At 74.1% G+C, this 13,162-nt stretch carries 16 protein-coding genes; 4 read left to right on the top strand and 12 right to left on the bottom strand.

What is annotated here, in order from left to right:
• Positions 1-553, top strand: a 553-nt coding sequence (locus E1200_RS23645; protein ID WP_347813235.1) for a hypothetical protein, incomplete at its 5' end; no start/stop codon positions are given.
• Between the two features lie 31 nt (positions 554-584).
• On the opposite strand, the gene E1200_RS23640 is transcribed toward E1200_RS23645, so the two are convergent.
• Both E1200_RS23640 and E1200_RS23635 read right to left on the bottom strand, forming a co-directional pair.
• A complete protein-coding gene (locus E1200_RS23640) occupies positions 585-2,057 on the bottom strand; it encodes a leucyl aminopeptidase (RefSeq protein WP_131954263.1) in 1,473 nt (490 codons plus the stop codon).
• 119 nt (positions 2,058-2,176) lie between these two features.
• The gene (locus E1200_RS23635; RefSeq protein WP_131954262.1) at positions 2,177-2,344 is read right to left on the bottom strand and encodes a DUF3117 domain-containing protein; all 168 of its coding nucleotides are present in this window, start codon (positions 2,342-2,344) and stop codon (positions 2,177-2,179) included.
• A 266-nt stretch (positions 2,345-2,610) separates the two neighbouring features.
• Between E1200_RS23635 and E1200_RS23630 the strand changes: the two genes are divergently transcribed.
• Entirely contained in the window at positions 2,611-3,396 is a 786-nt protein-coding gene (locus E1200_RS23630; protein WP_131954261.1) for an enoyl-CoA hydratase-related protein, read from the top strand.
• A 22-nt stretch (positions 3,397-3,418) separates the two neighbouring features.
• On the opposite strand, the gene E1200_RS23625 is transcribed toward E1200_RS23630, so the two are convergent.
• Genes E1200_RS23625 through E1200_RS23615 form a run of 3 tightly spaced genes read right to left on the bottom strand, consistent with a single transcriptional unit; the run spans position 3,419 to position 4,890 of the window.
• Positions 3,419-3,994 (bottom strand): DNA-3-methyladenine glycosylase I, encoded by a 576-nt coding sequence (locus E1200_RS23625; protein ID WP_131954260.1) that lies wholly within the window; start codon positions 3,992-3,994, stop codon positions 3,419-3,421.
• Between the two features lie 9 nt (positions 3,995-4,003).
• The gene (locus E1200_RS23620; protein ID WP_131954259.1) at positions 4,004-4,450 is read right to left on the bottom strand and encodes an SRPBCC family protein; all 447 of its coding nucleotides are present in this window, start codon (positions 4,448-4,450) and stop codon (positions 4,004-4,006) included.
• A complete protein-coding gene (locus E1200_RS23615) occupies positions 4,447-4,890 on the bottom strand; it encodes a hypothetical protein (protein WP_131954258.1) in 444 nt (147 codons plus the stop codon). Before E1200_RS23615 ends, E1200_RS23620 begins: the two co-directional genes overlap by 4 nt.
• A gap of 130 nt (positions 4,891-5,020) precedes the next feature.
• On the opposite strand from E1200_RS23615, the gene E1200_RS23610 reads away from it, so the two are divergent.
• Entirely contained in the window at positions 5,021-5,281 is a 261-nt protein-coding gene (locus tag E1200_RS23610; RefSeq protein ID WP_243708785.1) for a hypothetical protein, read from the top strand.
• Between the two features lie 12 nt (positions 5,282-5,293).
• Here the strand turns inward: E1200_RS23610 and E1200_RS23605 are convergent, their stop codons facing one another.
• From E1200_RS23605 to E1200_RS23575, 7 genes are all read right to left on the bottom strand, one after another.
• Positions 5,294-6,664 (bottom strand): alkaline phosphatase PhoX, encoded by a 1,371-nt coding sequence (locus tag E1200_RS23605; protein WP_131954256.1) that lies wholly within the window; start codon positions 6,662-6,664, stop codon positions 5,294-5,296.
• A 65-nt stretch (positions 6,665-6,729) separates the two neighbouring features.
• Positions 6,730-7,584 carry an inositol monophosphatase family protein gene (locus E1200_RS23600; RefSeq protein ID WP_131954255.1) on the bottom strand — a complete coding sequence of 285 codons (855 nt, stop codon included), beginning with the start codon at positions 7,582-7,584 and terminating at the stop codon, positions 6,730-6,732.
• A 102-nt stretch (positions 7,585-7,686) separates the two neighbouring features.
• Positions 7,687-8,289: a TIGR00730 family Rossman fold protein gene (locus E1200_RS23595; protein ID WP_243708784.1), complete on the bottom strand. Its 603-nt coding sequence runs from the start codon at positions 8,287-8,289 to the stop codon at positions 7,687-7,689.
• Between the two features lie 36 nt (positions 8,290-8,325).
• Positions 8,326-9,930, bottom strand: a complete 1,605-nt coding sequence (locus E1200_RS23590; protein ID WP_131954254.1) for an ABC transporter permease — start codon at positions 9,928-9,930, stop codon at positions 8,326-8,328.
• Positions 9,927-10,838 carry an ABC transporter ATP-binding protein gene (locus E1200_RS23585; RefSeq protein ID WP_131954253.1) on the bottom strand — a complete coding sequence of 304 codons (912 nt, stop codon included), beginning with the start codon at positions 10,836-10,838 and terminating at the stop codon, positions 9,927-9,929. The genes E1200_RS23590 and E1200_RS23585 overlap by 4 nt, the downstream gene beginning before the upstream one ends.
• Positions 10,835-11,503, bottom strand: a complete 669-nt coding sequence (locus E1200_RS23580; protein WP_131954252.1) for a TetR/AcrR family transcriptional regulator — start codon at positions 11,501-11,503, stop codon at positions 10,835-10,837. Before E1200_RS23580 ends, E1200_RS23585 begins: the two co-directional genes overlap by 4 nt.
• Positions 11,504-11,583: 80 nt before the next feature.
• Entirely contained in the window at positions 11,584-12,654 is a 1,071-nt protein-coding gene (locus E1200_RS23575) for a trypsin-like peptidase domain-containing protein (RefSeq protein ID WP_131954251.1), read from the bottom strand.
• Between the two features lie 193 nt (positions 12,655-12,847).
• Between E1200_RS23575 and E1200_RS23570 the strand changes: the two genes are divergently transcribed.
• The coding region (locus E1200_RS23570) for a helix-turn-helix transcriptional regulator (protein ID WP_243708783.1) at positions 12,848-13,162 on the top strand (315 nt) is incomplete at its 3' end.

Below are 13,162 nucleotides of genomic sequence, written 5' to 3'. Positions count from 1 at the left end.
GCGGGACGGGTGGGTGCTCGTCGCTTTGCTGATCATGGTCGCGGCGTCGGCGGCGTTCGTCGCGGGCGGCGTGACGGGCGGCGCCACCCTCGGCGGCGTCATGTTCTCGGTCTTCGGCTTCGCCGGGCTCGCGCTGTTCGGGACGGGCCTGTTCCTGTCGGCCGGGCAGATGATCGCGCGGCGTCCCGTCCTGGAACTGGACGCGGACGGCGTGCGCCGCACCGCGCGCTGGCCGCTGCCCCGCCGGGCCGGCAGGACGCTCCCCTGGGCGGACGTCCAGGCGATCGCCGCCCTGCGGCGCGGCCTCGACGGCACCCGCCGCGGCGAGCTGGACTACGTCGTGTTCCTGCGCACCCCGGAACTCGTCGAGATGGCGCGCACGTCCGACCGGCCGCGGCTGGTGGTGCTGACCATGCCGGACGTGCCGGCCACGGCCGAGGCGGTCCCGTGGTGCTTCGCGGTCGAGCGCAACTGGGACGCGAAGCTCCCGCAGATCGTCAAGGAGGCCAGGGCGCGGCACCGCGTCCCGGTGATCGACCGCCGGACGAAGTGACCCTCGCGCGGGGGCACCGCGCGGGGGGCCGTCAGTCAGTCAGCCAGCTCAGCAGCAGGCGGGTGCCGAAGCCCGTCGCGCCGCGGGTGATCTCGGCGTCGTCGGACGCGGCGCGGCCCGGGCCGGCGATGTCGAGGTGCGCCCAGGGCCGCTCGCCGGTGAACTCGCGCAGGAACAGCGCCGCCGTGATGGCGCCGCCGCCGTAGCCGCCGCGGCCGATGTTGTTGATGTCGGCGACGTCGGAGTCGATGGCGGCGCGGTAGTCGGCGACGAGCGGGAGCCGCCACACCGGCTCCCCGGCGGCCGTCCCGGCGGCGGTGAGCGCCGCGGCGAGGGCATCGTCGGTGGCGAACAGCGCCGCGTGCCGCAGGCCCAGCGCGACCTTGGCCGCGCCGGTCAGCGTCGCCACGTCCACGAGCACGTCGGGGTCGAGTTCGGCGTCGGCGTAGGCGAGGGCGTCGGCGAGCACGAGGCGCCCTTCGGCGTCGGTGTTCAGCACCTCCGACGTCCTGCCGCCGTAGTGGGTGATCACGTCGCCGGGCCGCATGGCGGACCCGGACGGCATGTTCTCCGCGGCGGCGATCAGCCCGGTCACGCGGGCGCGGACGCCGAGACCGCGCAGCGCGCTCATCGCGGCGATGACCGCCGCGCCGCCCGCCATGTCGGTCTTCATCGCCTTCATGCCCTCGTTGGGCTTGAGCGACAGGCCGCCGGTGTCGAACGTGATGCCCTTCCCCACCAGGACGACATGCCGCTCGGGCTCCCCTTCGTCAGGGAGGTAGGACAGCTCGATGAGCCGTGGCGGGCGCGACGACCCGCTCCCGACGGCGACCAGGCCGCCGAACCCCTCGTCGACGAGTTCCTTCTCACCGCGCACGCGGACGGTGAGGCCGTTCTCGGCGGCGACCCGCTCGGCCTCCGCGGCGAGCCAGGACGGGTCCTTCTCGCTGGACGGGGTGTTGGCGAGGTCGCGGGCCAGCGCGGCGGCGCGGGCGCGGGCGGTGGCCGCCTCGATCGCCGGGGCGGCGCCGGACTCCGCCCCGGTCACGACGGCGAAGGTGCCGACCGGCTGCTTCGCGGACGCCTTGCCGATCTTGAACTGGTAGCCGGCGAGCAGTGCGCCCTCGGCGAAGGCGGCCAGGGCGCCGGCGGAGGCTCCGGCGGGCGCGGCGGCGGCCAGTGCGGTCCGCCCCCGGCCGCGGCGGGCCAGTGCGGCGCCGGCCTTGCGCAGGTCGGCCGGGGCCGCGTCGCCCACCCCGTACAGCAGCAGTTCCCGCAGCCGGTCGCCGAGGCGGACCTGGGCGGACACGATCTCGCCGGGCTCGCCCTTGGCCGCGTGGAGCGCCAGCAGCTCGTCCAGCGTGCAGGGCAGCGACTCCGCGACCTCGGTCTCCGGCGCGACCGGCCCCGGCCCGACGGGTACGGCGACGACCTCGGCGCCGAGGTCGATCGCCGTCTGCGACACGGTGCCTGCGGCACCGCGCACGCGGGTCTCGATGGGCATGGCGGCGGTTCCCCCTGTGATCGTGTGCCTACGCTGTGCGTCGTGCTGCCTACGGGAATGGCAAGGGCCCCGGCGGTTCCGCCGGGACCGTCACCAGAAAGCCGGGATCGGCGGAGTCGTCAGCCCACGACTTCCTTGATGGCGTCGCCGAGCTCCTTGGCCTCGTCTGCGGAGAGCTCGACCACGAGACGCCCGCCGCCTTCGAGAGGGACCCGCATGACGATGCCGCGTCCCTCCTTGGTCACTTCGAGCGGACCGTCTCCCGTCCGCGGCTTCATCGCCGCCATGCGTGCATCCCCTTCCTGCGTAGGGCCGCGGCCTCGCACACCCTTGGCCGCGTGGCCGCGTGTCGCATCCGCGTCATCAATAGGTGGTCCATTATCTCGTCTTCCGGGCGCGAAGTGGTAACGATCAGCCTCCAGATCGGCCGAGCGGCACGCCCGCGGCGCACGTTTCACCGCCCGTCGGCCGTGGTCGGCGGCCCCTTGCCCACCCGCCACGGGTTCACGGATGGTTGCCTGGGAAGATCTACGCCGGACCATGGAGGACACCGATGTCTGAGACCGTGCTGTACGACGTGACCGACGGTGTGGGGACTATCACACTGAACCGGCCGGACGGCATGAATTCGCTGACGGCCGAGATGAAGGAGCTGCTGCGCGCGACCGTGGTCCGCGCCGCGGCCGACCCGGCGGCCCGCGCGGTGATCCTCACCGGGGCGGGACGGGCCTTCTGCGCCGGGCAGGACCTGCGTGAACACGGCGACAACCTCGCCGCGGGCAAGGGCCTGGACGACACAGTCCGCAAGCATTACAACCCGATCGTGCTGGCGCTGGCGGGCATGCGCAAACCGGTCGTGGCGGCGGTGAACGGGGTGGCCGCGGGCGCGGGGGCGGCGCTGGTGTTCGCGTGCGACCTGGTCGTCGCGTCGGACAAGGCGCGGTTCGCGACGGCGTTCACCGGGATCGGCCTCGCCCCCGACAGCGGCATGTCGTGGACGCTGCAGCGCCTCGTGGGCCGCGCCAAGGCCGCCGAGCTGCTGCTGCTGGGCGAGCCGGTGAAGGCGCAGGAGGCCCTGGAGCTCGGGCTGGTGAACCGGGTCGTCCCGGCGGACGAGCTGGCCCCGGCGTCGGTGGAGCTGGCCCGCCGCCTCGCCGCGGGACCGACGGTGTCCTACGGCGCGGTGAAGGCGGCGCTGGACCACGCCGCGTCGCACGATCTGGCGTCCTCGCTGGAGCGGGAGGCCGAGCTCCAGGACGAGTGCGCGGAGACCAGCGACCACCGCAACGCCACCGAGGCGTTCCTGAAGAAGCAGCAGCCCACGTTCGAGGGCCGGTAGCCCGCACGGGGACGCCGCGGCCTCAGCGGTAGGCGCCGCGGCGGTGGCAGCCGGTGAGATGGTCGTCGACCAGGCCGCACGCCTGCATGAGGGCGTAGGCGGTGGTGGGGCCGACGAAGCGGAACCCGTGCTTCTTCAGCTCCCCGGCCAGGGCCTTCGACCCGTCGGTGTACGCGGGCACGTCCGCCATGTCCGCGTACGCCGGCGCATCGGGGTCGGCGTAGCGCCACGCGGTCGCGGCCAGGCCGCCGGGCAGGTCGAGCGCGGCGCGGGCGTTGCCGATCGCCGCCTCGATCTTCGCGCGGTTGCGGACGATGGCGGCGTCGCCCAGCAGCCGCTCGACGTCGGCGGGCCCGAACGCGGCGACCTTCGCGAGGTCGAACCCGGCGAACGCGGCGCGGAAGCCCTCGCGCTTGCGCAGGATCGTCAGCCACGACAGCCCGGACTGGAACGCCTCCAGGCAGAGCCGCTCGTAGAGGCCCTGGTCGTCGCGGACGGGACGGCCCCACTCCTGATCGTGGTAGGCGACGTAGTCGGGCGCGGACAGGCCCCAGGGGCAGCGGGCCAGCCCGTCCTCGCCGCGGATGGCGGTGCTCACCCGCCCGTTCTACCGCACGCCTGCGACAGAACCCTGCGCGAGAGCGGCCAGCCGCCGCAGGCCGAGGGTCATGAACGCCTTCACGACCGGGCCCGCGACGATCCAGCCGGCACGGCCCAGCGGCCCGAGCGGCAGGTCGACGCGCTCGGCCCACACGATCCGGCTGCCGGTCCCCTCGGGGATGACCTTGAACCACGCCTCGCCGCGCACGACGCGCCCGGTGTGCCGCACCGCGACCCGGCGGCCGTCCCGCCAGTCGGTGATCACCATCGTGTCGAGGAAGCCGACCGGGCCGACGCCCGTCCAGCCGCGGATCTCGTCGCCGACCTTGTCGCCGCCCTCCGCGCGGGTGAACGGCATCCACTCGCCGTGCCGGGGCCAGTCGGTGAGGACGTCGAAGACGCGTCCGGCGGGGGCGGCGGAGACGGCCTCGGCGTGCACGGCGACGACGCTCACCGGTGGTCCTCCTTCGCGGCGGTCTCCCCGGCCGCGTCTATCTCCCCGCGCGCCGGCGGCGTGCCGTTCCAGCCGGGCTCCTCCAGGCCGTGCAGGGCGCCGATCGGGCCGCCCTGCTCCGCCGGGGCGCCGAAGTCGTCCGGGACGCCGTTCAGCTCGCGCAGCCGCCGTTCGAGCGCGGCGACGCGGGCGTCGCGCTCGTGCAGCGCGTCGGCGAGCCGGTGCAGCGCCTCGTCGGTCACCTGCGGCTGGTAGCCCCAGAACGTCCGGGGCAGCCGCAGCCGGGCGATGTCCTCCCCGGTGATGGGCCGGCCGTCCGCGCCGACCGGGAGCGGCGGGTAGTCCGGATGGGTCTCGGCCAGCTCGCCGCCCCTGCCCATGGCGAGCGCGACGACGGCGCCCAGCACGGCAAGGCCGGCCAGGACGAGGGCGACGACCACGATCAGGCTCCGTTCTGCTCACACCCACTGGGGAAGACGTTCCCCAGTCCCCGATCGTGCCACGCTTGGCCGTATGGGGATGCAAGAGCGTGGAGTCCTTTCATCGGACGCGCCGGTTCCGGACGGCGTCGTGGACGCCGGCACGGCGCCGCCGGCGGACCGGGTCGAGCGGCTCGCGGCCGGTGAGGCCGCGGTCCTCGTCACGCTGGAGACGGACGCGGCGGAACCCGACCCCGGGCTGCTCGCCGCCGCGTCCGTCTACGCGTGGCTGGGCGCGGCGCTCTTCCGCGTGCCGGAGTCGCAGGCGGACGCGGTGCGCGAGGTGCTGGACATGGTCGCGTCCATCGAGGGCACGCGGCCCCCGGCGGTGTCCCGCCGGGGGCTGGCCTGACCTCCCGGCCCGCTAGCCGCGCAGGCGGTGCCAGGGGCCCGTGACGGCGAACGTGGCGCCCGGGTCGGACTGGCGGTTGAAGAACAGGACGCGGCCGTCCGGGGAGAACGTGACCCCGGTGAACTCGCTGCCGTTGAGGGCGTTGCGGGCCATCGCGAACGGCCGGTCCCTGCGGGTGGTGCCGACGAGGTACTGCTCGCCGTCGCCGTCCTCGGCCAGGATCACGCCGCCGCCGTACGGGGAGACGGTGATGTTGTCGGGCCCGTCGAAGCGTCCGCCCGGCTTGAAGATGAGCTTGAGCTCGACCTCGTTGCGGCGCGGGTCATAGGTCCAGACCTGGCCCGCGTGGTCGCCGGCGGCGCCGGAGTCGGTGCTGGAGAAGCTCGCGACGAAGTACGCCTTGCCGTGGCCCCACCAGGCGCCTTCGAGCTTCTGGCTCCGGGTGATCTTCTCGTCCTCGAACTGCTTGCGGATGGAGGTCTGCTTGGCCAGCGGGTCGGGGACGTCCACCCAGCGTGCGGGCAGCCGGGTGCCGGGCTCGGTGACGAGCGACAGGTCCGGGACGCCCGGGACCCGCAGCGCCTCCAGCTTCCCGCCGGCCCGGTAGGAGTGGTGGCCGCCGCGGTACGCGCGGGGGCGGAACCGGAAGAACAGGCCGAACGGCCGGGACGCGTCCTCGGTGAGGTAGGCGACGTTGGTGTGCGGGTCGACGGCGACGGCCTCGTGCGCGAAGCGGCCGAGCGCGGTCAGCGGGACCGGTTCGGTGCGCCCGCCGTAGGGGTCGACCTCGAAGACCCAGCCGTGGCTCTTGGTCTCGCCGTTGAAGCCCTCGGTCTCCTCGCAGGTCAGCCACGTCCCCCAGGGGGTGCGGCCGCCGGCGCAGTTGACGGCGGTCCCGGCGATGCTGACGTACTGCGACAGCAGGTTGCCGTTGCGGTCGACCTCCAGCGTCGTGGTGCCGCCGGTCGCGGCCGGGTCGTAGGTCAGCTCGGGCGGGCCGACCGTGGGGGTGCCGTTGTTGCTCTGCTCGTGGTTGCGCACCAGCAGGGTGTGGGCGCGGCCGTTCCCCCGGCCGTGCCGCGGGTGGTGGTGCCCCGGGCGGCCGTGGGCGCGGGCGGGGAAGGTGGCCATCCCGTCGTGGTGGCCGGGGACGACGACGCCCTCGGAGATGGGGTCGCCCTCCACCGACATCACCTTGTACGAGAATCCCCTGGGCAGGTCGAGGACGCCCTTGGGGTCGGGGACGAGGGGGCCGTAGCCGAACGCCTCTCCGGTGTCGGCGCCCGCGGAGGTCTGGAAGATTCCGTCCAGGCTTCCGGCTAGGGCGATGGACAGTGCGCCGGCGGCGCCGCCCTTGACGACTCCGCGACGGGACACGGACATGGGGACTCCTTACGTGAGGGATCACGCGGGAGCCTGGCCGCCGCCCCTGAACCACCGGTGAACGATCACCGGACGGGCGGGAAATCCCCAGGACAATCTTGGGCGGTGAGGTCGGCGATCTCGGCGATCGCGGAGCCGGCGAGGTCGAAGCCGGCGACGCACGCGAGGTAGCCGGGGGCGTCCCAGTCGTCCCCGCCCGGCTTGCCGCGGAGCGGGAGGTAGGTCCCGCCCGCCTGCCTGACCAGCAGCAGCCCGGCCGCGATGTCGTAGGCGTTGATCCACGAGTCGTAGGCGACGTCCGTCCAGCCCGCGGCGACGTGCGCGAGGGTCAGCGCGGCGCTGCCCGGCCTGCGGACGGTGGCGAACCCGCCGATGAGGTCGCCGTAGCGCCGCAGCGTCTCGGCCCGGTCGCCCTCGGCGAGGTCGTGCGGGCTCGGGTAGGAGGTGGCGATCACGGCGCCCTGGTCGCTCGTCGCGCCGGTGCTGCGGATCGGCTCGCCGTTGCAGAACGCGCCGTCCAGGGACGCGGTGAACATGTCGTCGTGGACCGGGTCGTACACCACGCCCGCGACCAGCTCGCCGTCCGCGACGGCGGCGATGGACGTGCAGAAGAACGGCAGGCCGACCGCGAAGTTGGCCGTCCCGTCGATGGGGTCGACGTACCAGCGGACGCTGGTGTCGCGGCCCTGGACGCCGCCCTCCTCCCCCACGACGACGCAGCCCGGGGTCTGCTCGCCGAGCACTTCGCGGATGGTCTCCTCCGCCGCGCGGTCGTGCTCGGTGACGGGGTCGTGGAAGTCGAGCTTGAGGTCGATGGCGGGGCGGGAGCGGAACGCCGTCCGCAGCCGGTCGCCGGTCGTGCGGGCGGCGAGCTCGGCGATCGCGGCCAGTTCCCGGGATGCGGGCACGTCGGCGGTCATTGGTCTCCTAGCCGGGTCAGGGGGCGCACGCCTCGACGGTATCCGAGGGGCCGCCGGCACCGAACCGCAGGCGGTGGCGGGCGGGCGGCGGCGGGCGCACGGTCAGAGCTGGGTCTCCGCGTAGTCGCTCGCGGAGAACTCGATGCGGGGCTGGGAGCGTTCCAGCAGGTCGAACGCCTCGCCGACCGTGGTCGTCCAGCCGATCGCGTCCCAGATGCGGTGGCGGGCGAAGCCCTGCTCGGTGAGGCTCACCATCAGCTCGCGGAGCGGGTCGTAGACGCCGGTGGGGTCGAGGATGACGACGGGCTTCTCGTGCATGGACAGGACCCGGGCCGTCCACACCTCGAACAGCTCCTCCAGCGTGCCGATGCCGCCGGGCAGGATGAGGAACGCGTCGCTGCGCTCGTCCATCTCGCCCTTGCGGGTCCGCATGTCGGGGGTGACGATCAGCTCGTCGTTGTCCTCGTCGGAGATCTCGACGCTGACCAGCCCCTCGGGGATCACCCCGACGGTGCGGGCGCCGCCGGCCCGCGCGGCGCGGGCGACGGCGCCCATGCACGACACCCGGGCGCCGCCGCTGACGAGGCTGTGGCCGCGCCGGGCCAGCTCGGTGCCGACGTCCGCGGCGAGGTCGACGTGGCGGCGGTCGATCCGGCCGCTGGACGAGCAGAACACGCACACGGCGAGCGGTTTGGCTGAGGTCACCGGGCCAATCTAACGGCCGGCCGGCCCGCCCGCCCGCTAGTGCGCCGCGATGTCCCTGCGCCGGAAGCCGAGCATGCCCGCGGCGAACAGCACGGCCGTCAGCGCCAGCAGCCAGGCGAAGGGCGCGGCGGTGAACGCGGCGCCGGGCAGCTTCGGGACGTGCGTGAACGGCGACACGTTCAGCAGCCACTGGTCCAGGTCGAGGGCCGGGCCGAACATCGAGACGACGACGAACAGGCCGACCGCGCCCCAGATCGCGCCGCTGAAGCGGGGCGCCAGCCCGAACAGGGCGAGCGCCAGCGCCGCGACGAGCCACACGGCGGGCAGCTGGGCCAGCGCCGCCCCGAGGACGCGCGGCAGCTCGCGGCCGACGTCGCCGACGTTCAGCCCGTGCGCGAGCCCGGCGGCGGTGCCCGCGACGGCCATCGCGGCGGCGGGCCCCAGCAGGGCGAACACCAGGTGGCCCGCCGCCCACCGCAGCCGGGGGGTCGCCGTGGCGAGCACCGGCTCGGCGCGCTGGTCCGTCTCCTCCGCGCGCATGCGCAGCGTGGCCGAGACCGCGTAGGCGGCGGCGATCAGGCCGAGGATGCTCATCGCGGAGGCGAAGAAGGCGTCGGTGAGGCCGGACTGCCCGCCGAGGCTCCGGAAGATCTCCGCCAGCTCGGGGCTGTCGAGCGCCATGTCCCGTACTCCCCCGGCGACGGCTCCGTAGATGACGCCCAGCGCGGCGAACCCGGCGAGCCAGCCGTACAGGGCGCGGCTCTGCAGCCGCCAGCCGAGCCCGAAAGGGCCGGACAGCCGGGGCGAGGCGTCCGCCGGGCCGAGTCGCGGGGGCATCATGCCCGCGCCGACGTCGCGGCGCGCCGAGAGGGCCGCGGCCGCCGCCATGAGCGCCGCGACGAGCACGGCGACGAGGGCGAGCGTCCACCAGCGCTCCCCGCCGTAGGGACGCGCCCGCTGCGCCCAGCCGAGCGGGGAGAGCCAGCCCAGCCACGAGAGCGCGTTGCCCTCGCCGCCGACGTCGGCGGCCATCCGGACGGCGAACGCGCCGCCGAGCGCGGCGACGGCCGCTCCCCTGGCGGCACCGGCGCCCTCGCTGAGCTGGGCGGTGATGCCCGCGACCGCCGCGAACGTCCAGCCGCCGGCCGCGTACTGGAGGCCGAAGGCCAGCGACCCGGCGAGCGGGAGGCCCTGGGCGGCCATGCCCGCGGCGAGCAGCAGGGCGATACCGAGGTTGGCGGCGAGCGTGACGGTGAGCGCGGCGGCCAGGGCCGCGCCGCGGCCGGTGACAGTGGCGCCGAGCAGTTCGCGGCGGCCGGCCTCCTCCTCGGTGCGGGTGTGCCGGATGACCGTCAGCGCGCTGATGACGCCGATCACCACGGGCATGAACCCGGCGCGCTGGACGACGATGCCGCCGACGTCGGCGCTGTACAGCGGACCGTAGAGCGCCAGGAAGGTCGGGTTCGTCCCGGTGGTCGCGGCGTACTGGAGCTCGTCGGCCACCGTGGGGAGCAGGGCCTCGGTGGCGGCGACGAGGTTGACCGTCACGACGACCGGCAGCAGCACCCACAGCGGGAGGATGAACCGGTCGCGCCGCAGGATGAGCCGTATCAGGCCGCCGGTGCCCGCGAGCGTGCTCATGTCGCGGCCTTCTCGGTGAGCTCGTCCTGGTAGTGGCGCAGGAACAGCTCTTCCAGCGTGGGCGGCCGGCTGACCAGGGACCGGACCCCGATCTCGGTGAGGCTGCGCAGCGCGTCGTCGAGCCGGGTGGTGTCCACCTCGAACCGGATGGTCGTCCCGTCTATCGCGATGTCGTGGGCGCCCGGCAGCGGGAGCCCGTCCGGCGGGGCGGCCAGCTCGGCGTGGATCGACGTGCGGGTCAGGTGCCGCAGCTCGTCGAGGGTGCCGGACTCGACGGTCGCGCCCTTCCGGATGATCGTCACCCGGTCGCACAGGGCCTCGACCTCGGACAGGATGTGGCTGGACAGCAGGACGGTCCGGCCCTCGTCGCGCGCCTCGCGGACGCACTGCTGGAAGACCTCCTCCATGAGGGGGTCGAGGCCGGAGGTGGGCTCGTCCAGCAGCAGCAGCTCGGCGTCGGAGGCGAGCGCGGCGACGAGGCCGACCTTCTGCCGGTTGCCCTTGGAGTAGGCGCGGCCCTTCTTGCGCGGGTCGAGCTCGAACCGGTCCAGCAGCTCGGCCTTGCGGCGCTCGTCGGCGCCGCCGCGCATCCGGCCGAGCAGGTCGATCACCTCGCCGCCGGACAGGTTCGGCCACAGCGTCACGTCGCCGGGGACGTAGGCGAGCCGGCGGTGCAGTTCGGTGGCGTCGCGCCAGGGGTCGCCGCCGAGCAGCCGGGCCGTGCCCGCGTCGGCGCGCAGCAGGCCGAGCAGGACCCGGATGGCGGTGGACTTCCCGGAGCCGTTCGGGCCGAGGAAGCCGTGCACTTGGCCTTGCCGGACGGTCAGGTCCAGGCCGTCCAGCGCGCGGGTGCGGCCGAAGTTCTTGACCAGGCCGGACACCTCGACGGGGGGTGGGTTCGCTGTCACCGGTCCTCCTCGGCCGGGGGCTGCCCGCCCTCGGCGATCATGGATTTGAGGGCGCTGCGGGTCTGCTCGACGAGCTCCGGGTTCAGCAGCCGGTCGTCGAGGACGTCGATCATCGCGAGAGCCAGCCGGGGGTAGCCCTCGCCCAGCAGGACGTCGCCGCCGAGGGACCGGGAGAGGTGCTCGTTCAGGACGATCATCCCGAAGCTGATGGCGGTCATGACGGCGGCGTAGGCGTGCAGGTCGTCGGTCTTGGCCGGGGTCATCCCGGGTGTCCCGTGTTCGAGGACGTCCTCGCTGTACTCGACGGCGTCGTCGAACAGGGTGCGGGCGGCCTCGGAGTCGTCGGTCAGGGCGCGCGTGAGGTAGCGCTGGATGGGCCGGGCCGTCCGCATGGAGAGCGCCAGGAAGCTCGGGTTGGCCATCCCGCCGGCGAGCGCCTCCTGCTTGATCTCGCGGATGCTCTCGATGACGTACGCGTCGCACGCCCGGCGCAGCGCCTCCTTCGTCCCGAAGTGGTGCTGGACGAGCGCGGGCGAGACGCCGGCGGCCTTGGCGATGCCGCGGATCGTCGCGCCCTTCATGCCGTGGTCCGCGAACTCCAGCAGCGCCGCGTCCCTGATCCGGGCGCGCCCGGTCAGGTCCTCGGGCCGTGCCTGCCCCGCCATTCCACCCCGCCTGTACAGATGTTCAGTGGACAATACGTTTGCACACTGTACGCCTGTACAGGCACGGCGGCAAGGAGGGGTCAGCCGCCCCCGGGAAGTTCGCCGAGCGTGACCTTGACCTCCTGCTTCGTGCCGTCCTGCTTCTGGATCTGGACCGCCACGGTGTTGCCGGGATCGAGGTTGGCCAGGACGCTCGTCAGCGCCGTCTGGGTCGGCGTCGGGGTGCCGTTGACCGACAGGATCAGGTCGCCGGGCTCGATGCCCGCCTTGGCGGCGCCGCCGTCCCGCATGACTTCCACGACGACGACCGCGGACCGCTGCCCGCTCTGCGGGTCGATCAGCGTCCGCACCCCCACGCCGAGCGCCGCCCGGCCCGAACTGGACACCTCGCCGGTCCGGATGAGCTGCGGGACGATCCGCTTGACGGTGTCGCTCGGCGTCGCGAACCCGATGCCGGGCGCCGCGCCCCCGGCCCCCGGGTCCTGGGCGGCGGCGGTCGGGACCCCGATGACCTCGCCGGTGAGCGTGACGAGGGCGCCGCCGCTGTTGCCCGGGTTGATCGGCGCGCTCGTCTGGATCGCGTCGGCGATCGTCGAGCCGGAGAAGGCGCCCTCGCCCTGGGTCGAGACCGTCCGGTGCAGCGCCGACACGATCCCGTTGGTCACGCTCCCGGCCAGGCCCAGGGGGTTGCCCATGGCCAGGACCATCTGCCCGACCTCGACCTTGGTGGAGTCGCCCCACGTCGCCGGTTTGAGGGAGCCGCCGTCCACCTTGACCACCGCGAGGTCGTCGGGGGCGAACGCGCCGACCAGCCGCGCCTCCAGCGGGGAGCCGCCGCTGGACGTCGTGACCCGGATCTCCCGCGCGCCCGCGACCACGTGGGCGTTGGTGACGATGTGGCCCTGGTCGTCGAACACGACCCCCGAGCCCTCTCCCCCGCCGGCCTGGATCTTCACGACCGAGGGCAGTACGGCGTCGACGACCCGCTCGAACTGCTCCTGCACCGCGGCCGCCGCACCCGTCGCCTCCACCGGGGTCCGGGCCGCGCCGGGGCTCTCGCCGCCGTCGCCGTCGCCGCCGCCGCTGCATCCGGCCACCAGGAGGAAGCCCATCGCCGCCGCGCACGCCTTCACACTCGTCTTCCCGTTCACGTTCCACCTCCGACACCTTCGTTCCCGTGTGCCGGAGAACAGGCATGGGGGCGGTCAGGACTTCGCCATGGCGCGGCGGGATTTCGGAATGCGGCGTTAGGGCGCCGGTGGAGCGGATAGCCGTTCCCCGGGGTCACCGGCCGTCCGGAACGCAGTGGGGAGAGGGATCGTGTGCGGCAGCGAGAACCGTGGCATGCTCCGGCCCTTCCTGCTCCTGCTGATCCACCAGCGGCCCGACCACGGCTACGAGCTGATCGAGCGGCTCGCGCGGATGGGCGTCGCGGACGTCGAGCCGGGCCACGCCTACCGGGTGCTGCGCGCCCTGGAGCGGGAGCGGCTGCTGACGTCGAGCTGGGTCCCCTCGGACTCCGGCCCCGCCCGCCGCCGCTACGAACTGACCCCGGAGGGCCTGACCGAGCTGCAGACACGAATGTCGGCCTTGGCCCACCTTGAAACCGTCCTGGAGACCTTCCTGCACCTATGGTCCGAGCGATCAGCCACGCCCACC

The sequence above is a fragment of the Actinomadura sp. GC306 genome, from assembly GCF_004348665.1.
GTDB lineage: Bacteria > Actinomycetota > Actinomycetes > Streptosporangiales > Streptosporangiaceae > Spirillospora.
Note: the sequence above shows the minus strand (reverse complement) of the source record. Positions and strands in the feature narration are given on the sequence as shown.

Excerpts from the sequence above, each read along its gene's own strand:
- E1200_RS23635 (WP_131954262.1), bottom strand. The coding sequence starts at position 2,344 with ATGGCGGCGATGAAGCCGCGGACGGGAGACGGTCCGCTCGAAGTGACC.
- E1200_RS23605 (WP_131954256.1), bottom strand. The coding sequence starts at position 6,664 with ATGTCCGTGTCCCGTCGCGGAGTCGTCAAGGGCGGCGCCGCCGGCGCA.
- E1200_RS23630 (WP_131954261.1), top strand. The coding sequence starts at position 2,611 with ATGTCTGAGACCGTGCTGTACGACGTGACCGACGGTGTGGGGACTATC.
- E1200_RS23590 (WP_131954254.1), bottom strand. The coding sequence starts at position 9,930 with ATGAGCACGCTCGCGGGCACCGGCGGCCTGATACGGCTCATCCTGCGG.
- E1200_RS23580 (WP_131954252.1), bottom strand. The coding sequence starts at position 11,503 with ATGGCGGGGCAGGCACGGCCCGAGGACCTGACCGGGCGCGCCCGGATC.
- E1200_RS23640 (WP_131954263.1), bottom strand. The coding sequence starts at position 2,057 with ATGCCCATCGAGACCCGCGTGCGCGGTGCCGCAGGCACCGTGTCGCAG.
- E1200_RS23600 (WP_131954255.1), bottom strand. The coding sequence starts at position 7,584 with ATGACCGCCGACGTGCCCGCATCCCGGGAACTGGCCGCGATCGCCGAG.